This is a genomic window from Panacibacter microcysteis (genome assembly GCF_015831355.1).
GTDB lineage: Bacteria > Bacteroidota > Bacteroidia > Chitinophagales > Chitinophagaceae > Panacibacter > Panacibacter microcysteis.
Genome location: NZ_JADWYR010000002.1, coordinates 555,378 through 577,837 on the forward strand (window position 1 = coordinate 555,378; position 22,460 = coordinate 577,837).

18 protein-coding genes are annotated in these 22,460 nt (G+C 42.4%); 9 read left to right on the forward strand and 9 right to left on the reverse strand.

Features of this window, described 5'->3' with window-relative positions:
- Positions 1-225: 225 nt before the first annotated feature.
- The 3 genes from I5907_RS14280 to cphA form a co-directional block, all read right to left on the reverse strand.
- Positions 226-1,755: a hypothetical protein gene (locus I5907_RS14280; protein ID WP_196991489.1), complete on the reverse strand. Its 1,530-nt coding sequence runs from the start codon at positions 1,753-1,755 to the stop codon at positions 226-228.
- Positions 1,752-2,786, reverse strand: coding sequence for a hypothetical protein (locus I5907_RS14285; RefSeq protein WP_196991490.1), 1,035 nt, complete (start codon positions 2,784-2,786; stop codon positions 1,752-1,754). Before I5907_RS14285 ends, I5907_RS14280 begins: the two co-directional genes overlap by 4 nt.
- Before the next feature lie 465 nt (positions 2,787-3,251).
- Positions 3,252-5,888 carry a cyanophycin synthetase gene (cphA, locus tag I5907_RS14290; RefSeq protein ID WP_196991491.1) on the reverse strand — a complete coding sequence of 879 codons (2,637 nt, stop codon included), beginning with the start codon at positions 5,886-5,888 and terminating at the stop codon, positions 3,252-3,254.
- A 136-nt stretch (positions 5,889-6,024) separates the two neighbouring features.
- On the opposite strand from cphA, the gene I5907_RS14295 reads away from it, so the two are divergent.
- The 3 genes from I5907_RS14295 to I5907_RS14305 all read left to right on the forward strand — a co-directional run bounded on the left by I5907_RS14295 (position 6,025) and on the right by I5907_RS14305 (position 8,064).
- On the forward strand, positions 6,025-6,183 hold the full coding sequence (locus tag I5907_RS14295; RefSeq protein ID WP_196991492.1) for a hypothetical protein: 159 nt from the start codon (positions 6,025-6,027) through the stop codon (positions 6,181-6,183).
- A 184-nt stretch (positions 6,184-6,367) separates the two neighbouring features.
- Entirely contained in the window at positions 6,368-6,967 is a 600-nt protein-coding gene (hisIE, locus tag I5907_RS14300; protein WP_196991493.1) for a bifunctional phosphoribosyl-AMP cyclohydrolase/phosphoribosyl-ATP diphosphatase HisIE, read from the forward strand.
- 2 nt (positions 6,968-6,969) lie between these two features.
- A complete protein-coding gene (locus I5907_RS14305) occupies positions 6,970-8,064 on the forward strand; it encodes a redoxin domain-containing protein (protein ID WP_231402114.1) in 1,095 nt (364 codons plus the stop codon).
- A 56-nt stretch (positions 8,065-8,120) separates the two neighbouring features.
- On the opposite strand, the gene panB is transcribed toward I5907_RS14305, so the two are convergent.
- From panB to panC, 6 genes are all read right to left on the reverse strand, one after another.
- Complete coding sequence (gene panB, locus I5907_RS14310; RefSeq protein WP_196991494.1) at positions 8,121-8,939, reverse strand: 3-methyl-2-oxobutanoate hydroxymethyltransferase; 819 nt, start codon at positions 8,937-8,939, stop codon at positions 8,121-8,123.
- 217 nt (positions 8,940-9,156) lie between these two features.
- Positions 9,157-10,041: a Ppx/GppA phosphatase family protein gene (locus tag I5907_RS14315; RefSeq protein WP_196991495.1), complete on the reverse strand. Its 885-nt coding sequence runs from the start codon at positions 10,039-10,041 to the stop codon at positions 9,157-9,159.
- Between the two features lie 58 nt (positions 10,042-10,099).
- Positions 10,100-12,181 (reverse strand): polyphosphate kinase 1, encoded by a 2,082-nt coding sequence (gene ppk1 / locus I5907_RS14320; protein WP_196991496.1) that lies wholly within the window; start codon positions 12,179-12,181, stop codon positions 10,100-10,102.
- A gap of 65 nt (positions 12,182-12,246) precedes the next feature.
- On the reverse strand, positions 12,247-12,738 hold the full coding sequence (gene rfaE2 / locus I5907_RS14325; protein ID WP_196991497.1) for a D-glycero-beta-D-manno-heptose 1-phosphate adenylyltransferase: 492 nt from the start codon (positions 12,736-12,738) through the stop codon (positions 12,247-12,249).
- A 368-nt stretch (positions 12,739-13,106) separates the two neighbouring features.
- Positions 13,107-13,451 carry an aspartate 1-decarboxylase gene (gene panD / locus I5907_RS14330; protein WP_196991498.1) on the reverse strand — a complete coding sequence of 115 codons (345 nt, stop codon included), beginning with the start codon at positions 13,449-13,451 and terminating at the stop codon, positions 13,107-13,109.
- A 25-nt stretch (positions 13,452-13,476) separates the two neighbouring features.
- Positions 13,477-14,325 carry a pantoate--beta-alanine ligase gene (gene panC / locus I5907_RS14335; protein WP_196991499.1) on the reverse strand — a complete coding sequence of 283 codons (849 nt, stop codon included), beginning with the start codon at positions 14,323-14,325 and terminating at the stop codon, positions 13,477-13,479.
- 109 nt (positions 14,326-14,434) lie between these two features.
- Between panC and I5907_RS14340 the strand changes: the two genes are divergently transcribed.
- From I5907_RS14340 to I5907_RS14365, 6 genes are all read left to right on the forward strand, one after another.
- Positions 14,435-15,253 carry a glycogen/starch synthase gene (locus I5907_RS14340; protein ID WP_196991500.1) on the forward strand — a complete coding sequence of 273 codons (819 nt, stop codon included), beginning with the start codon at positions 14,435-14,437 and terminating at the stop codon, positions 15,251-15,253.
- 28 nt (positions 15,254-15,281) lie between these two features.
- On the forward strand, positions 15,282-16,769 hold the full coding sequence (locus I5907_RS14345) for a DUF4270 family protein (protein WP_196991501.1): 1,488 nt from the start codon (positions 15,282-15,284) through the stop codon (positions 16,767-16,769).
- A gap of 121 nt (positions 16,770-16,890) precedes the next feature.
- Positions 16,891-18,018 carry a lactonase family protein gene (locus I5907_RS14350; RefSeq protein WP_196991502.1) on the forward strand — a complete coding sequence of 376 codons (1,128 nt, stop codon included), beginning with the start codon at positions 16,891-16,893 and terminating at the stop codon, positions 18,016-18,018.
- Positions 18,019-18,331: 313 nt separating this feature from the next.
- Positions 18,332-20,362 carry a T9SS type B sorting domain-containing protein gene (locus I5907_RS14355; protein WP_196991503.1) on the forward strand — a complete coding sequence of 677 codons (2,031 nt, stop codon included), beginning with the start codon at positions 18,332-18,334 and terminating at the stop codon, positions 20,360-20,362.
- Between the two features lie 210 nt (positions 20,363-20,572).
- Positions 20,573-21,316 (forward strand): SDR family NAD(P)-dependent oxidoreductase, encoded by a 744-nt coding sequence (locus I5907_RS14360; RefSeq protein ID WP_196991504.1) that lies wholly within the window; start codon positions 20,573-20,575, stop codon positions 21,314-21,316.
- 144 nt (positions 21,317-21,460) lie between these two features.
- On the forward strand, positions 21,461-22,453 hold the full coding sequence (locus I5907_RS14365) for a 3-hydroxyacyl-CoA dehydrogenase family protein (RefSeq protein ID WP_196991505.1): 993 nt from the start codon (positions 21,461-21,463) through the stop codon (positions 22,451-22,453).
- Positions 22,454-22,460 lie beyond the last annotated feature (7 nt).

The window sequence follows — 22,460 nt, forward strand, 5'->3', positions numbered from 1 at the left end:
GTTTGTGTCAGGGTTACAGCTAACGTTCGAGGCTTGACGCAGGGATGGAATTGTTATTTTGTCCGCCCGGCGACTGGAGCCGATTGAAAAACTGATGATGAAATTAACAACTAAAAACTAAATAAAAACTCGGTCAAGACTCGGTTTTCGCAGCGTCCATTGCAGGAGACGCTGCGGAGACGGAAACGTGTGTTGGCAGCTGCCCTTCTTTTGTTATCAATGCAGTTATTCACAATTACAGGCATTCCCAAAAATTAATTTGAAAATTAATGTGTCTGATAACTGTGTCAAATTATAAGTGATAAACAAAAACATTGTCGAACTTGCTAATAATACAACAACAATTAACCACATTCTACTATATGCTTTTCTTTTTTTGTCAATAAAGTTAAGGTCTTGCTGAAATTCGGTGTCATTATTTAATATTTTTTTGATGTCATCAGGTTCTAATAAGTCAGTATATCTTTTTTTTAAATTTTCGTAACTATTTATAAAACGAGTTCTCTGTTCTTTGATTTCCCATCTTGACACCCAATAATAGATTATTGAACCACTTAAAAATGCCAAGGACAATATAGTTGCATCTAAAGAGAAAATATTTACGAAGTCTCCTTTACTTAGAACACGAATTACAATTGCAGAAAGATAAAAACTAATTAAGGCAAGAGTGCTTTTTTGAAAACCACTTGCAAACGTTTCTACAATTTTATTTGCTCTATTATTAAAGTCTAAAAGTTGGTCTGAAATTTTATTTCTAGTCTCAATGTATTGCTTAATATTTTGTTTTTCATAGACCTTGAAGCTTGATTTTACAGATTGAAAGGGACTGCCTGTTAGGTATAATTCACCTGCAGTTCTAAAATGAAGTGAAACAATATTTCTAGACAGTCCAATTTTGTCAGTTAGATTACCACCATTGTAAACCCACTCAAATATGTTGTAATATTCATCAAACTCTTGTAAATGTAATTTTGCAACATCTGATATTCCTTTTATTGACTTGTAACCATTGATTTTAAATTCGATTGAATTTCCAATTATTGATGTTATGTCAAATAAGAAAATGATTGAAATTAGATTTGCATATCTATTCATCAATTCGTTTAACTCTGATTGCTCGTCATCTTTTAAGATTAATTTAAAGTCACTCGGAACTAAACAAAAGTGTTCAATATTACTAAAATGACATTGAGCCTTGAAATATTCAAAAATTTCTTTTCTTTTTGAGTTTTCTTGAATTAATGTGTATTCTGATAATGGTTCAAAGCGGATAGAACTTGTATAGAAAGCCTTTTTAAGTCCAAAAATCTTGAATCTAAGAAATTGTCCTAACTCAAATAGTTTAGAGAAGATTTGAAAAAACTGCCCTACTTCATAACCATTAAATGTGCTAACAAAGCATTTGAAGTCGTAAATTGTACAAGAAGAATCTTTAACTGATTTGTTTATCGTAATTACGATTGAAATTACTTCACCATCTAAATGTAATGCTTCTAGTTCTAACGCTGTTATAAATCCACCAAAGTCAATTTTACTCGAATTAAAAATTACTGGGTCGGACTCTCCAAACGTTACTGAAACATGTATTGAATCTCTTTCTTGTATAAAGTTAAACTTCGATTCAAGAAGTTCTTTATCGACTGTTTGAAATTGACTTGCTTTCAAACTTGCTTTTAACTCCTGAATGTTCTCTATTGAATTTACAATAGAATAGTCAGGGAAAAGTGCTATTATGAATTCATCTATGAATTTCATTGGTTATTTACTTGTTCAAGATTTTTGAAGTATTTGTAACCTTCATCAGATTTGATTTTAACATATTTTGCACCGTCACTTTCTTCAGTGGCAAAGATTGTATTGTCTGCAAAGTCACCTTTTATATGTAAATCTATTTCAGGTGTTAATTTTACTTTGCTCAAGAATCTTGCTTTGACTTTATCTTTTATGATATTGAATTGATTATCAAATGGAGAACGTAGTTTTGATGGAAGTTCTCTAATTTTCTCTTTTAATTCCGGTATTTTCAAATTGGTGTAATACGGCGTATAGTTTCCTATTGCGTTATCTAAAAAGTCTTGTATTTCAAATCTGTCATTAGAACGGAAATACTTAACAGTACTGTTTCTTAGATATGTGTAGTCTTGGGGATGTTCTTTTTTCATCTTTGTGAAGACCGCTTTATCAATGGCATCAAAAGCCTTTTCAGTATTATCTTCATCTGTAAAGACCATATTAAGCTCTAACAATTCTTTCCACCAATATTTTGTGTCAGACGGGTTAGTGTCATAAACCAAAATTCCATCAATTGAATTGTCAGAATGAAGATTACATACAAATGCTTTAAATGCCTTTTTCTTAACAGGAAGGCCACGAGACAATTGATAATTCACTTCATTCAAAAATTCATTGTGGTCGGCTTTACAAATAATAAATTTGTCTTGCCCGTCTTCCGAAATTTTTGCTTGCACTAAAATGCCTTTTTGAATTGTAATACCAAGTTTTGACATTCTTTCTTGAGCTTCAAATTCAACACTAAGAAGTCTATCAGCTATAATCTTTGTGATTTCTGCAAAGTCTTCATTGTTATTGATTCTTTTTATTTGTGCCCTTACTTCAGTTGTTTCCCTGTCAAAGAGAAACTGTCTACCACTACTTCCCGAAATAACAACTCCAAAGAGTTCCTTTAAATATTCAACCAAATCGTCACCATATGTTGAGGAGTCAATTACTTCAACATCTTCTTCGTTCAAGTCAATTTTAAAGATTTGAATTTCATTTATGTCCATACTTTCTTTTTATTATTATTGTTCGGTCCTATCTTTAAGGGTTGCTGCCAACGATAAATATCCAAAGTCTAAAACGCTATTGTTTGATTTTCAATCGCTTTCCGTTCCGCAACAACTAACAGTGAAATTTTTTGCTACTTAAAAAATTGAAATATTTGTGGAGTCATGTTTATATAATTGTCGGGGTTAAGTCTGCAGCACAGGTTCATTGGCGTTACAAATCAAACAATAGTTACAGAAATAAACAACGTGATTTTTCACAGGAATGTATGAGAAAAACACATTGCTGTTTTGGTCGTTTTTTTGTATAACAGTCCTGTTGTTTATACAGCACGGAGATAGCCAACAGATCGCTGCAGCCGCCATAACAACCGAACGTACAAGTGAGTGACACAACCGCCGATGCCATAAAAAACAACAGCCGGCAACACAATGGTTACCGGCTGTTAATAGTGATGTATTCGCTTACGCAGTTACCAGCGTTGCGGCATCTTCTTTTTCTTTCAGGTCTTTGATAAGATCGAGCGCCTCGGCCACCACATCGCACATAATGGTTACCAGCGAACCCGGTTTGGCATTGTTGTATGCATGCATAATGGCTTCTTTCTCATTGAGTATAATGGTAACGGGAATGTCTTTTGTTTTCTTCTCATTAATGCCTTCTACCAGCAGGTTTACAATCTCCTCAGCCGTGCGGCCACGCAGGTGTTTATCCTGCCGTATAATGATCTCATCAAAGCAACCGGCGGAAATGCGGCCAAGGTCTTTGATGTCTTCATCACGCCTGTCGCCCGTACCGCTGATGATGCCCACTTTTGGTGTGCCATCCATCTTGCTTACAAAGTCGCACAGCAGCTCAAGCCCTGCAGGGTTGTGCGCAAAATCTACCAGGAACCTGAATGTTTTGAATTCAAACATATTCAACCGCCCCGGTGTTTGTGAAGCAGAAGGTACAAATGTGGTAAGCGCCGTGCGAATGTCTTCGATAGAAATATCTTTGAAAAGATAGCTGGCCAGTATGGCGGGCAGCGTGTTCATAATATTGTGTAATGCTTTGCCACCATAGGTTATCGGGATTTCTGATGCCTTGAGTACACGGATCTTCCAGGTGCCTTTCATGATGGTGACATAACCATGCTCGTATACTGCTGCATAGCCGCCGCCTGCCGTGTGCGATTTAATGCGCGGATTGTTTTCATCCATACTAAAAAATGCCACATTGCAATCGAGGTCTCTGCGCATGTTGTACACGAGGTCGTCATCTGCGTTTAAGATGGCATAACCATGCTTGTAGGTTGTTTCCGGTATCACTGCTTTTACACGGGCCATTTGCTCCAGTGTATCAATACCACCCAAGCCAAGATGGTCTGCGGTTACATTGGTAACGATGCTTACATTACAATGCTGGAAGGCAAGACCGCTTTTTAATAAGCCGCCCCTGGCACACTCAAGTACGGCAAAATCTACCGTGGGGTCTTTGAGTACAAACTGCGCGCTGAGCGGCCCGGTGCAATCGCCTTTCATCAACATCTGGTTTTGTATATACACACCATCGCTGGTGGTATAGCCAACTTTACGGCCTGCAGATTTGCAGATATGCGCAGTAAGCCTGGTGGTGGTGGTCTTGCCATTGGTGCCGGTAATGGCTATGATAGGAATGCGCCCTTCACTTCTGTCGGGGAACAGCATGTCAATCACGGGCTCTGCCACATTGCGCGGTAAGCCTTCACTTGGTTCTATGTGCATGCGGAAACCCGGTGCTGCATTTACTTCGAGTATGGCGCCGCCATTTTCGCTTACGGGTGTGCGCAGGTCTTTTGCCATAATATCAATGCCACAGATGTCAAGACCAATGATGCGTGCAATACGTTCGCACATTACAATATTTGCAGGGTGTACTTCATCGGTTACATCTGTGGAAGTGCCACCGGTTGAGAGGTTTGCCGTTGATTTAAGCAGCACCAGTTCGCCTTTTGGCGGCACAGTTTCCAGCGTGTAGTTTTTCTCATCGAGCATTTTTTGTGTAAACTGGTCAATGGTGATTTGCGTGAGCACTTTTTCATGACCATAACCGCGCCTCGGGTCTTTGTTTGTTTCGTCTATCAGCCATTGAATATTGTGTTCACCATCGCCTGTAACGGCTGCGGGTGTGCGCAGTGCGGCACAAATAAATTTGTAGTTGATCACAAGCACCCTGAAGTCAAAGCCGGTAATAAATTTCTCTACGATCACGTTGCGGCCATATTGCCTGGCTGCCTCCAGGGCTTTGGTGGCCTGCTCCCACGTGGTGATGTTGGTGGTATTGCCTTTACCATGGTTACCATCGATCGGCTTTATTACCAGCGGGTAGTTAAATTTATCGATTGCTTCTTTCAGGCCTTCTTCGGTGCGTATTACAGTGCCGCGTGGTACAGGTATTTCAGCCGCTTCCAGCAGGGCTTTTGTTTCTTCTTTATCGCAGGCAATATCTACTGCAATATTGCTGGTGGTGCTGGCAATGGTGGCGCGTATTCTTTTCTGGTGCACACCATAACCAAGCTGTACAAGACTTTGTTTGTTGAGCCTGATATAAGGGATGCCTCTTTTTGCAGCTTCTTCCACAATACAGCCGGTAGAAGGCCCCAGCCTGGTGTCTTCCCTTATTTCGCGCAGGCGCTGTATGTCTGCGGTTAAATCGTAACCGGTACCATCTACCAGTGCCTGTGCAATGCGTACTGCAGCTTTGGCCGCATATACACCTGCATCTTCTTCCATATAATTAAAGACTACGAAATATACACCTTCCACACCGGCGCCGCGTGTTCTGCCAAAACCACAATCCATACCGGCCAGCGTTTGCAGCTCCAGTGCTATGTGCTCAATAACATGCCCCATCCAGGTGCCTTCTTTTACCCGTTTGAAGAAACCACCGGGTGCGCCTTCGCTGCAGCGGTGCTCGTACATAGAAGGAAACATCGCTTCCAGTCTGTCGGGGAAGCCGTCTATTTTATCAGTAGGTGATTGCTCCAGTTCTTCGAGGTTTAGCCGCACCTGTATTAGTTTTGGCCTGCGTACACTCCAGTAATTAGGACCTTTCAAAACTTTGATGTCTTCAATTTTCATAGCAGTCTGTTGTAGTTCTAAAAAAATGTTTGAGAAATATTTGTTACCCGGCATTTGTACGCTATGCAGCTTTGGTTGCGTCGCACTCTTGTACTGCATATCTTTTAGCAGCACAGGGCACAACCCCGTTGATTGTATGGTAGCACGTACAAAATCTGTGTTTGTAAAAGACCGGCATTTGCGCAGCCTGAAAAAGGAAGATAATAAATATATTGCTGCAACTGCTTTTAAGGTCAATAGTTTTGTTCCTGCTGCAGAAGAAGGCCATTATCTTTTACTGCCGCGGATTGCATAACAGGTGCGCCGATGCACCCGGCGCAGGTGCACAGTGATATGCCGTACAAGTGAGTGACACAAGGGACGATGCTCAAAGTACCCACTGCCGGTTACCTGTTTACTTTCCTTTTTTATCTGCCGGCCAATACCACCGGCCAAATGAAAATAATATAACTTCGCTCTTCATTTTTCACACAGGCAATATGAAAGTTGATTTTAAAAAATATGCAGATGGTCTGGTGCCGGCAATTATACAGGACTATACCACGCACAAGGTTTTGATGCTTGGCTTTATGAATGAAGAAGCTTACCATAAAACAGAAACGACCGGTAAGGTTACTTTTTACAGCCGCAGCAAAAAACGCCTGTGGACAAAAGGAGAGGAGAGCGGCAATTTCCTGGAGCTGAAAAGTGTTGCAGTAGATTGCGACAATGATACATTGCTGATAAAAGCCAACCCGCTTGGGCCCGTGTGCCATACCGGTGCTGATACCTGCTGGAGTGAGCGCAACCACGACGAAGATTTTCTCTTTTACCTGGAAGACATTATAAACCTGCGCAAAAAAGCGGCACCGGAAAACTCTTACGTAGCAAGCCTTTTTGCAAAAGGTATTAACAAGATTGCACAAAAAGTGGGCGAGGAAGCTGTGGAAGTGGTAATTGAAGCAAAGGATAAAAACGATGAATTATTTTTAAATGAGTGTGCAGACCTGCTGTTTCATTATTTGATTTTGCTTAACGCCAAGGGTTATAAATTGCAGGACGTGCTCTATATTTTACAAAACCGTCATTCAAATAAATAAGTATGAAGTGTGTACTATTGAGCCTGTTATTATTACCGTTTGGTCTTGCCGCGCAGAACAACCAGAACGGTTTTAGCATCAGCGGAAAAATTGGCGGGCTGCCGGAAAACAGTATTATATTTCTTGCTACTACAGATGGCAGAAATGATACGCTTTCCAAAGCAACTGTTCATAACAATGCCTTTACACTGAATGGTAAATTAGAAAATACAGAAGGCGTGATACTTGTGTTACCCGGTATTGAGCGCACAATGTTTCTGTTTATCGGTAACGATACACTTAGCATTACGGCATCAGCACCAACACTGGATGATGTGGTAATTACGGGCTCGCAATCGCAAAACGATTACGAGTCTTTTATGAATGAAGTAAAACCACTGGGTGATTTTGTGATCATGTACCGCCAGCAAATGCAAACTGCAGCTTCGGAAGGGCAGCGTGATACTGCAGCCATCATGCTTAATACGGCCTATAATATTTACCAGACATCAATAGAACGTTTTGTAAACAGGAAAAGGAACAGCCCGGTAGCTGCGCTTGCACTTGCTTACAGTTTTGATACAGACCCCAACAAAGATGTTGAATTGCTGGAAAGGCGCATGTCGATACTTGGCGGAAACGCTTTGAACAGTAAGTATGCACAAAGTATTCAACGCGTAATAAGCGGTGCAAAGATTGGTGCAGTTGGTACAAAAGCGCCGGAGTTTACACAGAAAGATACACTTGGTAAAGATGTAGCCCTGGCGCAGTTTAAAGGTAAATATGTGCTGATCGATTTCTGGGCAAGCTGGTGCAGGCCTTGCCGTATGGAAAACCCGAATGTGGTAGCGGCATACAACGCATTCAAAAATAAAAACTTTACCATTCTCAGTGTATCGCTCGACCAGGATAAGGAAAGCTGGCTAAACGCTATAAAAATGGATAAGCTTAACTGGTGGCATGTGAGCGACCTGCAATACTGGAGCAATGCAGCAGCACAGCTTTACCGCGTGCAATCGATACCACAGAATTTTCTCCTCGATCCCAATGGTATCATCATTGCCAAAAACCTTCGCGGTGAAGAGCTTGCAGCCAAGCTGAAGGAACTGATTAAATAACCGGCGCTGCTGGCGTTGTTGTACAGTGTTTTAAAAGCAACACTATGCAACAGCTGTTAATACTGTTCCTGCTCATTGGGGAAATCTGTGCTTTTTACATCATCTATATAATGGGCAACTGCCTGGGTTATCTGTTCGTACAGGTTGAGGTACTGGCGTAAGAACCGCGGTTTGAATTCTGTATTAATACCCAGCATATCGTGCATAACCAATACCTGCCCGTCGCACGCACGACCGGCACCAATACCAATGGTAGGTATGGTGAGGCTTTCGCTTACTTCCCTGGCCAGTGAAGCTGGTATTTTTTCCAGCACAATACCGAAGCAGCCTGCTTCCTGCAATAAGAGCGCATCCCGGCGTAGTTTATCTGCTTCTTCCTGTTCTTTTGCCCTTACATTGTACGTACCAAATTTATAAATGCTCTGCGGCGTTAAACCAAGGTGCCCCATTACCGGTACGCCGGCAGATACTATTTTTTTAATGCTTTCCACCACTTCTTCGCCGCCTTCAAGTTTTATGGCATGCGCACTTGTTTCTTTCATAATACGCACAGCAGAAGCAAGGGCTATTTCTGAGTTTGACTGGTAAGAGCCGAAGGGAAGATCAACCACAACAAGGCAACGGTTAACACCTCTCATTACACTTTGTGCATGGTAGATCATCTGGTCGAGTGTAATGGGCAGCGTGGTTTCGTGACCGGCCATTACATTGCTGGCACTGTCGCCAACAAGAATGATATCTATACCTGCATTGTCAATAATCTTTGCAAAGGAAAAATCGTAAGCCGTGAGCATGGAGATCTTTTCTCCGTTGGCTTTCATTTTTAATAAGGTGTTGGTGGTAACTTTTTTTACTTCCCTGGCGGCTGCTGACATCTGAATGAATTTTGAGTTTGAGTGAAGACTGAATATATCCCTGCTTTAGAATAAAACATATCCAGATGTCGCCGCAAAGATGGGGAAATTATTGAAAAGGAACAAGGCATGGCGCACAAGGGAAAAGGTTAAGGGGAGAAGGGGCAATGCCTTAAAAAAATGTTTACAGGCAAAGGATAAATAAAGTATAATTCAACTTACGCGGTAGCGGAAAGATTTATTGTTTGCTTACTTCTTCATACAGGCTCTGGATAAGGCCATCTGCAAGGCCTATCTTGGGTACGTAGATCTCGGAGATATCTGCCCAGCGCATTACATTGATATAAATCTGCAGCGCGGGTACAATTACGTCGGCGCGGTCTTCCCTGAGTTTATACACTTTAATGCGATCTTCCAGCGACACACTGGAAAGTTCTTTATAATAATCTTTCAGCAGGTCGAGCGATAAAGGTTTGCCATCTTTCTTTTTACTGATGGAAAAAACTTTGTTGATATTTCCTCCTGAGCCAATTGCGATCATTGGCCACTTACTTTTCGTGTTGTTTTTGATATGGTCGCGCATATTGTCCCAATGCGCATCCGTTACCATATTTTTCAGCAGTCTTATGGTACCAATGTTAAACGATTCTTTGTAGCGCAGTTTGCCGTCAGCAAAAAAAGTAAGCTCGGTACTTCCACCGCCAACATCAATGTATAAATAAGCGTGTTCCTTGGAAAGATTTTCAGCAATATGATTTTCGTATATGTAAGAGGCTTCGTCGTCTCCGGTTATAATACTGATCTCTATACCTGTTTCAAGCTTAACCTTCCTGATGATATCGTTGCTGTTGCGCGCATCTCTCATGGCACTGGTGGCGCAGGCTTTTAAATGCTGCACGCCGTATACATTCAGCAAATGGCTGTATGCTTTCAGCGTCTGGATGATCATGCCTACTTTTTGCCTGGAGATTTCACCTTTGTCAAACACGTCGAAACCGAGGCGCAGCGGCACACGCACAAGATTCAGCTTGTTGAAAGAAACAGTCCCATCTTTGTTCCCGGCTACTTCAGAAATTAATAAACGTGCTGCATTACTCCCGATATCAATTGCTGCTAGCTTCAATTTTTACTGTTTTAATTACAACGTCTGGCAAAGAATATCAAAAATGGTGCAGTAAATATCACGCATTCTTTGCGTCAACCTGTTTGGGAACTTTGTTATACAAATAGTGGAACGTTTCTATCTGGGAACGTACTTTCTTTTTGCCTGCGGAAGATACATAGTTATTTTCAAGATGGCTGTCGAGCACTCTTGCTTTTACGTTATCTCTTAATTGAATGTGGATAATGTCCATCAGTTCTTTTTTAATGCTTTCGTCGGTAATTACCGCGGCGGCTTCCACACGGTGGTCGAGGTTACGTACCATCCAGTCAGCAGAAGAGATAAATACCTTTTCTTTTCCATTGTTGTGGAAGATCAGCACCCTTGCGTGCTCCAGGTATTCGTCCACGATGCTAATGGCATGCATCCTGTTCTTGAGTCGTTTCTGGGCTGTTTGGGCACAGAATATACCACGTACCACCAGGTTTACAGTTACGCCCGTGGCCGCTGCATCGTACAGTTTCTGAATAAGCTGTACATCGCTTAATGAATTAAGCTTCGCTGTTATAATGGCCGGCTTTTTTGCACGGGCATGTTTTATTTCTGTATTAATGAGCTGCAGCAATTGCCTGCGCATGCCGGTGGGGCAAACCATCAATGTCTTACAGGCTTTCAGGTGATTGATACCGGTCTTGGGATTTTCAATAAAACGAAAAATGCGGTTGATGTCTGCCATAATATTGCGGTTGCTGGTAAGCAAACAATGATCGCCATATATCCTGGCCGTTTTTTCGTTGAGGTTGCCGGTACTTACAAAGCCATACTGAACGGTCTTCTTGCCGGTTCTGCGTTTTATAAGGCAAAGTTTTGCGTGCACCTTCATATTAGGCGATCCAATCAACACTTTCACGCCTTCGAGTTCGAGTATTTCTTTCCATTCCAGGTTGGCCTCTTCATCAAATCTTGCCCTTAATTCCAGCATTACAATAACCTCTTTGCCGTTTCTTACAGCATTGATAAGTGCGTTGATAACCTTGGAATTGGAGGCCAGCCTGTATGCGGTGATCTTGATGGTAGTAACTTCGGGGTCAATGGCAGACTCGCGCAACAGATCTATTACAGAATTAAAGGAATGGTAAGGAAAATGCAGCATTACATCCTGCTGAATAATGATATCCGTTACACGCATGGTGTTTTGCAATGCCGGATGGGTGAATGAATTTCGCCTGGCATTTTTTGTCCTGAATACATCCGGGAAATCCATGAAATGCCTGAAGTTATGGATACGTCCGCCGGGTATAATATTGTCTTTCCTGGAAAGATTCAATCTTTTCATCAGATATTCAAGCAGGCCCGCATCCATTTCTTTGTCGTACGTAAAACGAACCGGTTTGCCCTTTCTGCGGTTCTTCAAACCATGTTCTATCTTTTGTACAAATGTTGTGGTAACATCGTTGTCAATATCTATTTCCGCATCTTTTGTTACTTTAAAAATGTGTGAGCTAAAATGGTCGTAGCCGAAGTAAGAAAAGATATAAGGCAGGTTAAACCTGATAACATCTTCCAGTAAAATGATTTGCTGATCATCGCCGGAAGAAGGCAGCAACACAAAACGCCCGACTATTTTACTGGGTACTTCTATCAATGCATATTTACGCTCATACGCAGAATCTCTTTTGTGCATTACAACACCGAGGTAAATACTTTTTTCGCGCAGGTAGGGCATCTGGGGCAGGCTCTCCACCATCAGTGGTATAATGTTGGAACGCACTTCTTCTTCAAAGAATTTTTTTACAAATGCCTTCTGGTCTTTTTTTAACTGTGTTTCTGTAACCAGGAAGATCTTTTCTTTATTCAGTTCGGCAAGTATGTTGTCCCATATCCTGTTGAATTCGCTTTGCTGCTCCAAAACAATCGTCTGTATCTGGTCTAAGATCTGTTGCGGTTTTTCTTCCAGGTGCATATTGCCTTTCTTTCCGCCAAGTTGTATCATGCGTTTAAGCGTGGCTACACGTACGCGAAAAAACTCATCCAGATTATTGGAGAAAATACCCAGGAATCTTATCCTTTCTTTCAGTGGTACAGATATATCATTTGCTTCCTGTAAAACCCTTGCATTAAAACTGAGCCAGCTAATATCCCTTGCTATAATATTCTTCATATTCAGGTATTGCGATTAATCAAATTTATACAAGGGTGCCAAGAGTGAATGTTAAGTTTTTTGTATTACAGGGTTCTTATTTTCTGTATCATACCGGTGGTTGAAAAGCCTTCCACAATTGGGTTTATCACTACACGGCCGCCGTTTGCCATTACCTCTTTAGCGCCCACAATTTGTTCTAATGTATAATCGCCACCTTTAACCAGTACATCAGGCATTACCAGTTTAATCAGTTCAAGCGGCGTGTCTTCCTCAAATATTACTACGGCGTCTACAATTACAAGTGCAGCAAGTAGCAAGGCTCTTGAGTGTTCATTGTTAATGGGTCGTTCCGGGCCTTTTAAACGTTTGGTACTTGCATCACTGTTTACACCTACAATAAGCATGTCTGCTTCTTTCGCTGCCTGCGATAGTGAAAAGATATGTCCTTCATGCAAAATGTCGAAACAACCATTGCTGAAGGCAACCGTATTACCGGTAACTCTTTTGGCCGCCAAAAAATGTTGTAAAGTAGTCCTGGAAAAAATCTTCTGTTCTATGCTTGTAATATTTTTCATACCGGTTACTAACTTAGGTCATTTATTTTTTTGTACCAAACTGCATTGCTGCTATTGAGCACCTGTTGCGTCGCACTCTTGTGCTGTGGCAATATGCTTCAACATGTGCAACCGGCATCAGCTTTTTCTTACCGGTAAAACACGCCGGGTTTATCTTGCCTGTTTTTTGCAGACTTACGTGCATGTATTCTGCAGATGCGTAGTAAACGTTTGCTACATAGCCGGAACGCTGCGGCCGCCATAACAACGGTACGTACAAGTGAGTGACACAACAGCCGATGCTATGAAAATATCAGCTGATCTGCAAATGATCATCCTGCGTTTTTCAACACGATATTTATTGGGAGTGGTGTGCCGGAAAGAGAGGTCTAGAGCTTGTTACCTTCTTTTGGAAAAACGATGGAAGGTTTGAAGGTTTTTGCTGCTTCAAAATCCATGGTGGCATACGAGATAATGATAACTATATCGCCAACAGCACCCTGTCTTGCTGCGGGGCCGTTTAAGCAAACTGTTCCGCTGCCGCGTTTACCTTTTATAATGTAAGTTTCCAGGCGGGAGCCATTGTTAACGTTTACAACCTGCACTTTTTCATTTTCAATAAGGTTCGCGCCGGCCATCAGGTCTTCGTCAAGTGTCAGGCTGCCAACATAGTTAAGGTTGGCTTCGGTAATGGTTGCCCTGTGCACTTTTGATTTAAGTATTTCTATTTGCATAGCGGCGCAAATTTAGGTACTTCTTTTAGTTAAGCAACATATTATCAATCAGTCTTACACCTTCTGTAAAGGCAGCGGTTAATATTACCAGTTGCTGATCTTCGTGGTATGCCTGCACGGGCTGCAATGTGTGGGCATCGCATATCTCTATGTAATCAATTTCTGTAAAACCTGCGGCTTTTAACTGCTTTTTGGCGTTATCCTTTAAGTCGCGCAAAGAAAGTTTTAACAAATTGTTTTTTACGTACACGTGAGCGTGGTAAATGGCAACTGCGTTTTCTCTTGCGTTTTGTGACAAACGTGTGTTACGGCTGCTCATAGCAAGCCCGCTTTCTTCGCGTATAGTAGGCACTACATGAAATTGTACCGGTAACTGAAAATCTGCAATGAGTTTTTGCACCACCATACATTGCTGGTAGTCTTTTTGACCCATATATAAATGTTGGGGCTCAATTTTTTTAAGCAGCCTGTGCATTACATTACAAACGCCCTGGAAATGGCCCGGGCGGTAATGCCCCTCCAGTAAATTTTCAAGGTCGCCAAGATCATAGCGGGACAAGGCTTCCAGGCCATCGGGGTACATTTCGGCAACTGAAGGAAGGAATAAAATATCGGTGCCCGATTCAACAAGCAGTTTTATATCCTGCTCTATTGTTACGGGGTATTTTTCAAAGTCTTTTTTATCGTTGAACTGGGTTGGGTTAATAAAAATACTTACCACTGTTGTGTGGCCGGCCAGTTTGCCTGCTCTTATCAATTCCAGGTGCCCGTTGTGCAGGGCGCCCATTGTTGGTGCAAAAGCGATGGTCTTACCCTGGTTTTGAAGTCGCTTCAGTTCTGGCTTTAAATCCTTTTCTTTTTTAAATAAAATCATAGCAGCGGGGGTGAAATGAACTGACGTTTGTGTATAGTAGGCGAATTAAAAGCATTTTCTTACCTTTGCCACCCTGTTTTTAAAAATTTTCGTCTAATATCGGTCACGAATGTCAACAAAGAAAAGAATTTTATTTATTGCAACGGAAATGTCTCCATACCTGGAGCTTACTGAATTTGCAGAGGTAGTGAACAAACTTGCAATAAAAAGTAATGACTCTGGTCTGGAAGTAAGGTGTATCATGCCCAGGTTTGGTGTTATCAATGAAAGAAGGCATCGTTTACATGAAGTGGTCAGGCTTTCAGGTATCAATGTGTCGGTAGATAACGACGATTACCCTCTACAAATTAAAGTAGCCTCATTGCCAAATGCACGTCTGCAGGTTTACTTTCTTGACAATGAAGATTTCTTTAAGCGTAAACAGATATTTGAAGACGAAGGAGAAAAATGGTTTGATGATAATGATCTGCGTACCATTTTCTTTTGCAAAGGAGCATTGGAAACAGTTAAGAAATTTGGCTGGCCGCCAGACATCATACATTGCAGCGGCTGGATGACAGGCCTGATACCTATGTACATAAAAACGGCCTATAAAAGAGAGCCCGTTTTCAGCCACAGCAAAATTATCTTCACAATAGGCGAGAATACATTCAAAGGAAAGCTCGGCAGTTCTTTTGCCCAGAAAGCCGGTATGAACACGGTAATTAAAGAAAAAGAACTCGAGGTATTCAAAGATGCAACCAATACGGCGCTTTTCCGTGGCGGTGCAACGTATGCAGATGCAATAACCTTTGGTGCCGAAAAAGTTGACAAGAAACTGGCAGAAGAATTCGCCAAAGTAAAAGGCAAAAAGGTTTTACCATTCGGTGGATGGGACACTGATTTAACAGAGTATTTAGAATTGTATAACGAGCTTGCGTCTAAGTAACCGTAACTGATTTATTAATCTATCTTTTGTGAAGAAACTACTCCCGTTATTTGCTATACTGGCGTGTGCCATCGTTACCATATTTTCCTGCACCAAAATCGTAAATACAGAAATTGGCGGAGATCTTTTGCCACCCATAGATGGGGTGAATACAAAAGAAATGTTTCTTACCATCTCTACCAAAAACATAAAAGATACGATTACAAAAGTGGGTTATGGTATCCCTAATGCACTTGGGTATGTAAATGATGGCATCTTCGGAAAAACCACGGCTTCCATAAACCTTGAGTTAAAGCCTGCATCATATCCTGTAGTATTCCCGGTTAGCAAAGACAGTTTATTTATAGATTCAGTAGTCCTTGTTTTAAGTTATAGTGGTGTATGGGGCGATACCACGCAGCAACTTGGTATGCGTGTTTACAAGATCAAAAACAATGACCCGTCTGTAGATGTTTTAAGGGCCGACACGACTTACGATACAAATTATGAAACGCCACGGGGAGACGAGTTGACCGAAAATTTTGCTGAAGCCAGCGTTGACATAAGAAAGTTGAATGATAGCATTTATCCACGGAATGAAGCAGCCATTAACCAGCTTCGCATCAGGTTGGACAAATCTTACGGCCTGGAATTACTCAAAAACTACGACACTACTTCAACAGGTGCATACCATAACGATTCACTTTTTGAACGGACGTTTAAAGGCTATCAAATTGTACCCAGCCAGAAAGGAAACGCTTTGGTAAGAATCAATATTCTCGATACAAATACCAAACTGGCTATTTACTACAATTACCTCAAAAGAGATACTGCCGGCGGTGTCAGGGATACAGTGGTAAAATATTTCAATACCAATCAATACTCTAACAGAACAGGCAGCAGTAATAACATTAAGCATGACAGGAATGGCACCGACATCCCCAAATTCCTGCCTGCCAATAATGATAAAAGCGACAGTTTGCTTTTTGTTGATGCCAATCCCGGCATTTATACCAGGCTTCTGATGGATAGCCTTTCCGGTTTAAGCAACAGGATCATACACAGGGCAGAAATCATTATGGAACAGGTACCGGGCAACCCAGTGGAAGATGGGTGGTTAACCCCGCCGGCATTGTTCCTTACCCCAATCAGTTACGGGGGCGACAGCACACCAAGATTTGCATTGCCTTATGATGTTACCATCTCAAATGGTGTAATTGTTAACCAGGCTACATTTGGTTGCTACCCGCTCAAGAAAACGGATCCTGTTACACAGCAGAGTATTTATTACTATTCCTTCGATGTATCCAGGTATGTGCAAAATGTTATCAGCCGCGGCGACAGCACGTTCCCGCTGATACTTTATGCACCATCGAATGATTTTGTGTACCTGACAGAAAGTTCAATTTATACAGCATATACCGGTACTTCATCCGGTCCGCTTAATACCCCAGCCATCGGGCGGGTAAGATTAGGTGGTGGTAATCACTCTGCGCACCGTATGCGGCTACACATTGTTTACTCAGACATTCAGTAATCATCAGATAATTAAAAGCTCCTGTAAAAGGAGCTTTTTACTTTGCGGTATTCGTTATCAAAACCTTAACGAAATATTTGTCTATATAAGCTATCTTCGGAGCTATTAAAATAAATTCCTTATGAAAAAAATGCTGCTTGCATGCTGCCTTATTTTCGCACTTAAAAGCTTTGCTCAAAACCCAATACAGTATATGCTGGTGGGCACTTACACAAACGATGGCAAAAGCCAGGGAATTTATGTATACCGTTATAATCCAAACAAGAACGAAGCTTCGCTGGTAAGCACTGCGAAAGGCGTTGAAAATCCCTCATACCTCGCTATATCCAAAGACCAGAAGTTTGTATATGCAGTCAATGAAAACCATGGCGAGAAAGGTGGCGAAGTAAGCGCTTTCGCCCTCGATAAAACCAAGGGTGAACTGGTGCTACTTAATAAGCAACCAACAGGCGGAGATGATCCATGCTATGTTACCGTAGATTCTACCGGTAAAAATGTGATCGTGGCAAATTACAGCGGTGGAAATATTGCAGTGCTTAAAACCAATGCAGATGGTTCGTTGCAGCCTGCGGTGCAAACCATCTCACACGATGGTTATGGTGTAAACGTGGCAAGGCAGGAAATGCCGCATCCGCATAGTGTAGTACTTTCACCGGATCAGAAATTTTTGTTTGTTGCCAACCTTGGTAACGACCGTTTATACAGGTATGCATTCAATGCCAATGATGCAGCCAATCCGTTAACAGCATTGGAACCTGCCTACTACGAGGTTCCTGATGGCAGCGGTCCACGGCATTTTACCTTCCACCCAAATGGAAAATTTGCTTACCTGCTCAATGAGTTGTCGGGCAACATTATCGTGTATGAGTACAACAACGGAACGCTTAAAGAAATCCAGACAGTAGTTTCTGATAATACCGGTTCCAAAGCCGACAAAGGAAGTGCTGACATACATCTTTCACCAGACGGCCGCTTTTTATATACGAGCAACAGGGCCACGGCTAATGATATAGCCATGTTCAAAGTGGCAACAGACGGTAAACTTGCCGAAAATGGTCACCAGGCAGTAGGTACGCATCCACGTAATTTTATGATCGATCCTACAGGAAGGTTTTTGCTGGTGGCAAACAGGGATGCCAACAATATCCAGGTGTTCATTATCAACAAGAACTTTGGCATTTTGCAGGACGCAAATACAAAGATTGATGTGCCTCAGCCTGTATGCCTCAAGATGGTACCCGTTAAGTAAAGTATTAGACAAGCTGTGGTAATACTGTGGGGCGCCTGTTGTGTCACTCACTTGTACGCCAGGGCGTTGTGGCAGCAACACGATACTGCATAATCAATAAATGTAAAAGCCGGAAAAAGGTATTGATCAGATCAGCAAGTTCGCGCTGGTGCCCAGTATATATTCGTCAGTACAAGAGTGCGACGCAACAAAGCTGCCACTTGTACAAAAGCCGGTAACAATATAAACCAACAAAACTGCTCTCTGCTACGTAACTGCTATAAATGATACGCATCGCACCGGTGCTTGTTTTGGTGGCATTTCAAACAGTATTATGCCTTTTAAGAAATTTACATACCTGTTGTTGTTGTTAACAGTATTGCTTGCAGGCAAAGATGCTTTTGCGCAAACCTGCACTACACTGGGGCAAAACCCGTCTACCGCTTTCCCGGTTTGTGGTACCAATACCTTTAGCCAGAGCATTGTGCCAAATTGTGGTGGCCGTACAGTACCGGCTGCGGAGCGTTGCAGTGCAGACCAGGGCCTTTTGCAGGATCTGAACCCTTTCTGGTACAAGTTTACCTGTTTTGCTTCCGGCACATTGGGTTTTTTAATTGAACCCGAGATCATTACAGATGATTATGACTGGCAGTTATTTGACGTTACAGGCCGTGACCCGGATGATGTTTACAGCGATGCCTCTCTGATCGTTGCCAGCAACTGGAGTGGTAATACAGGTAATACCGGTGCTTCCGGCACCAGCAACGGGGTAAATAACTGCGCCGGTCCGGCTTATCCAACGTTCAGTGCCATGCCTGCTATTTTGGAAGGTCATCAATACCTGTTACTGATCAGTCATTTTAATCTGTACAGCCCGGGCGATAAAGGTTATAATCTTTTGTTTGCCGGTGGCACAGCCAATATAACCGACCCCGTGGAACCAGATTTAAGCAGGGCTACATCAAGCTGCGACGGATCTGAAATAAGATTGAAGCTCAATAAAAAAATGAAGTGTGCTTCTGTAGCCACAGATGGAAGCGATTTTAAGGTGAACATCCCGGGTGTTAACGTAAAATCAGCCTTTGCCGTAGGATGTTCAGAAAGTTTTGATTTTGATTCTTTGGTTGTAACGCTCGACCGGCCTTTAACCGCCGGAGTTTATAAACTGGCTGTACAGGTTGGTGCAGATGCAAATACGATCCTCGATAACTGTGACAGAGGCCTGTTAGCAGGGGATGAGATAAGTTTTGAAGTATTCAAAATTGCACCCATACCAATCGGCGACCTTACACCTGTGCAATGCGCGCACGGTCAATTACAATTTACTTTTCTCAAAAATATTCGTTGTAGCAGTATTGCAGCCAATGGCAGCGACTTTGTTATAACAGGGCCGCACCCTGTTCAGATTGCTTCTGCAGAAGGTGAGTGCATCAACGGGCTTTCAAGATTGATCAACGTTAAGCTGGCTGCGCCAATTGTATTGGATGGTACTTATACCATTGCATTGCGTAAAGGCACAGATGGTAATACAGCCATTGACGAGTGTGGCGAAGAAGTGCTGGAAGGCGATCAGTCGTTTACAGTAAAAGATACCGTGTCTGCCGGTTTCACGTATAATGTTGTAGAAAACTGCGGCAGTGATGTATTGAGTCTTTTTAACAACGGCGGCGCAAGCATTACAAGCTGGAGCTGGCTGTTTGACAATACGTTTACAAGCAACCTGCAAAACCCGGTTAGAACCTATACCACTTTTGGCTCTACCACCGTTAAGCTGACTGTTACAAACGGGTTTTGTACAGATTCATCTGAGCAGGTTATTGCTTTGCCACAAGATGAACTTGACGCACGTTTTAGCGGCCCATCCGTTTATTGCCCCAATGAAATTGCCGTATTTAAAGATACCAGTGTGGGTAATGTTATCGCCTGGTCCTGGAACTTTGGTAATGGCAGGGTAAGCAACCTGCGTGTGCCACCGGCGCAGACGTATTATACAACACAGCGTGAGGTACTCGTGCCGGTACAACTGATCGTTCAAAGCAATCGCAATTGTTATGATACAGCCGTACAATACGTTAAAGTGGCAGGCAATTGTCATATAGCAGTGCCCACTGCCTTTACCCCGAATGCAGATGGTAAAAACGATTACCTGTATCCTTTAAATGCGTACAAGGCTACCAATCTCACCTTCAGCGTGTACAACAAATATGGGCAGCGAATATTTTTAACCCGCGACTGGACGCAGAAATGGGACGGCTCTTATAACGGGCAGGCGCAGCCAACAGGAACATATGTATGGATGCTGCAGTATAAAGATGCCAATGGTGCAGATGTATTTTACAAGGGCACTACGGTACTCATCAGGTAGGAAAAGGCATGATTGAACAGGCTGTTGAACACGCATGAAGCTTTGGTTGTGTCACTCACTTGTACGTCCGGTACAAGGCCCGGCTGAAGCGATCCGGTTAAGGCCTCCGACTCAGTATAATTCCTGTTTACAATAGTTGAAACTCACACAATCGATTGTGTGAGTTTTTTATTTTAACGTATTCGTAGATTGATGTAAAGAAATGTTTGTATGAATGAATTGTTCAGCGGCCAGGTTGCTGTGATCACTGGTGCTGCATCGGGGCTTGGCCTGGCCATTGCACAAAAGCTGTTATCACAATCTGTAAAGCTGGCGTTGTTTGATAAAGATATTTCACTGTTGAAAAAAGCGCTGGTAAATACGGAACATGCAATGTTGTACGAGACTGACGTTACAGATGAAACAGCCGTTGCAATGGCCGTTGAAGCTGTATACGGGCATTATGGTACTATAGATATTTTGATTAACTGTGCCGGTATAACCGGTGTTACCAATATTAAAAGTCATGAAACAGATACTGCCAATGCAGCGGCTGTCTTTGCGGTTAATTACTGGGGTGCTTATTTTACTTCCAAACATGTGCTGCGCATAATGCTGAAGGCCAATTACGGCCGCATATTGCATATAGCATCGGTAGCGGGTAAAGAAGGCAATGCGGGCATGCTGGCCTATTCTGCATCCAAAGCCGCAGTTATAGGCATGACCAAAGTGCAGGGCAAAGAATATGCTGAGACCGGCATTACCGTAAACGCACTGGCGCCGGCAGTTATACGCACAGCGCTCGTAGACCAGATGCCGGAAGCACAGGTAAAATACATGACAGATAAGATACCCATGAAGCGCTGCGGAACACTCGACGAATTTGCTGATATGTCCATGTTTATCGTATCTCCGCAAAATTCTTTTACCACCGGTTTTACATTTGATCTTACCGGTGGAAGGGCTACCTATTGATTGCTGATGCGGGATGATTGAAGTAAAAAAAGGCTTTCCAAAAGCATCTTTTATACTTCGCATTGCTCAATACAGTTGTTGCAGTTGAAGAGTGCGACGCAACAGCAGCTTCACCGGTGTACAGCAGCTGATAAACTTATATAAATGGATAAACTGATAACGGGTGATATAAACATAAGCGTGGTTGGGCTTGGGTTAATGGGTTGCAGTATTACAACCTGTTTGTTAATGGCTGGCCACCACGTGGTGGCTTTGGCGCCGGTTGCATCAGACCTGGAGCATGCAGAACACCGTATACGGCAACACCTGCTGCGCTCTTATAAAGAAGGCCTTATAAGCGAACAACCCGCCAAATACCTGTCGCAGCTGCAGATAACCAGCAATTACAGTGATTTGAAACCATGCAACATTGTAATAGAATGTACCATAGAAGACATTACTATTAAACAATCTGTTTACGGGAAGATAGAAGCCGTGGTAGATGAAAGTACCATTATAACCAGCAATACATCTGCCATACCTATCAGTATTTTGCAAAGCTTCACCAGGCACCCGCAACGCTTTGCTGGTTTGCACTGGGCTGAACCGTCTCATACCACGCGTTTTCTTGAAATTATCTGTGGTGATAAAAGCGATATAGCCTGCGCAGAATACCTGTATGAACTTGCTCATTACTGGGGAAAAGAACCAACACTGGTAAGAAAAGACATCCGCGGATTTATAACCAACAGGCTAATGTATGCCATGTACCGTGAAGCATTTTATCTTGTTGAAAATGGTTACGCAAGCATAGAAGATGTAGACCGGGCTTGCAGGAACAATGCCGGCTATTGGATGACCCTGGTGGGTGTGTTTCGCTGGATGGATCTTACCGGTGTACCTGCGTACTACAATGTAATGAAAGATCTTTTTCCCACGCTTAACAACCAAACCACCGTGCCTGCAATGATAGAAAGTATTGTGCGGCAGGGTGGAAGAGGAGTTGCCAATGCAAAAGGTTTTTATGACTATACAGCAGAAGAGGCAAAGTTGTGGGAAGAAACTTTTACAGAATTCAGCTTTGATATCAGAAAGCTGGCTTTAAAATACCCGGCCGATGTGGTAAAAAAGAAAATGCAGTTAAAACAGGAAGACTAAAATACCG

Excerpts from the sequence above, each read along its gene's own strand:
- I5907_RS14295 (WP_196991492.1), top strand. The coding sequence starts at position 6,025 with ATGGTAGCACGTACAAAATCTGTGTTTGTAAAAGACCGGCATTTGCGC.
- I5907_RS14355 (WP_196991503.1), top strand. The coding sequence starts at position 18,332 with ATGCCTTTTAAGAAATTTACATACCTGTTGTTGTTGTTAACAGTATTG.
- panD (WP_196991498.1), bottom strand. The coding sequence starts at position 13,451 with ATGCAAATAGAAATACTTAAATCAAAAGTGCACAGGGCAACCATTACC.
- rfaE2 (WP_196991497.1), bottom strand. The coding sequence starts at position 12,738 with ATGAAAAATATTACAAGCATAGAACAGAAGATTTTTTCCAGGACTACT.
- I5907_RS14280 (WP_196991489.1), bottom strand. The coding sequence starts at position 1,755 with ATGAAATTCATAGATGAATTCATAATAGCACTTTTCCCTGACTATTCT.
- panB (WP_196991494.1), bottom strand. The coding sequence starts at position 8,939 with ATGTCAGCAGCCGCCAGGGAAGTAAAAAAAGTTACCACCAACACCTTA.
- I5907_RS14350 (WP_196991502.1), top strand. The coding sequence starts at position 16,891 with ATGAAAAAAATGCTGCTTGCATGCTGCCTTATTTTCGCACTTAAAAGC.
- ppk1 (WP_196991496.1), bottom strand. The coding sequence starts at position 12,181 with ATGAAGAATATTATAGCAAGGGATATTAGCTGGCTCAGTTTTAATGCA.
- I5907_RS14305 (WP_231402114.1), top strand. The coding sequence starts at position 6,970 with ATGAAGTGTGTACTATTGAGCCTGTTATTATTACCGTTTGGTCTTGCC.
- cphA (WP_196991491.1), bottom strand. The coding sequence starts at position 5,888 with ATGAAAATTGAAGACATCAAAGTTTTGAAAGGTCCTAATTACTGGAGT.
- panC (WP_196991499.1), bottom strand. The coding sequence starts at position 14,325 with ATGATTTTATTTAAAAAAGAAAAGGATTTAAAGCCAGAACTGAAGCGA.
- I5907_RS14340 (WP_196991500.1), top strand. The coding sequence starts at position 14,435 with ATGTCAACAAAGAAAAGAATTTTATTTATTGCAACGGAAATGTCTCCA.
- I5907_RS14285 (WP_196991490.1), bottom strand. The coding sequence starts at position 2,786 with ATGGACATAAATGAAATTCAAATCTTTAAAATTGACTTGAACGAAGAA.
- I5907_RS14365 (WP_196991505.1), top strand. The coding sequence starts at position 21,461 with ATGGATAAACTGATAACGGGTGATATAAACATAAGCGTGGTTGGGCTT.
- hisIE (WP_196991493.1), top strand. The coding sequence starts at position 6,368 with ATGAAAGTTGATTTTAAAAAATATGCAGATGGTCTGGTGCCGGCAATT.
- I5907_RS14360 (WP_196991504.1), top strand. The coding sequence starts at position 20,573 with ATGAATGAATTGTTCAGCGGCCAGGTTGCTGTGATCACTGGTGCTGCA.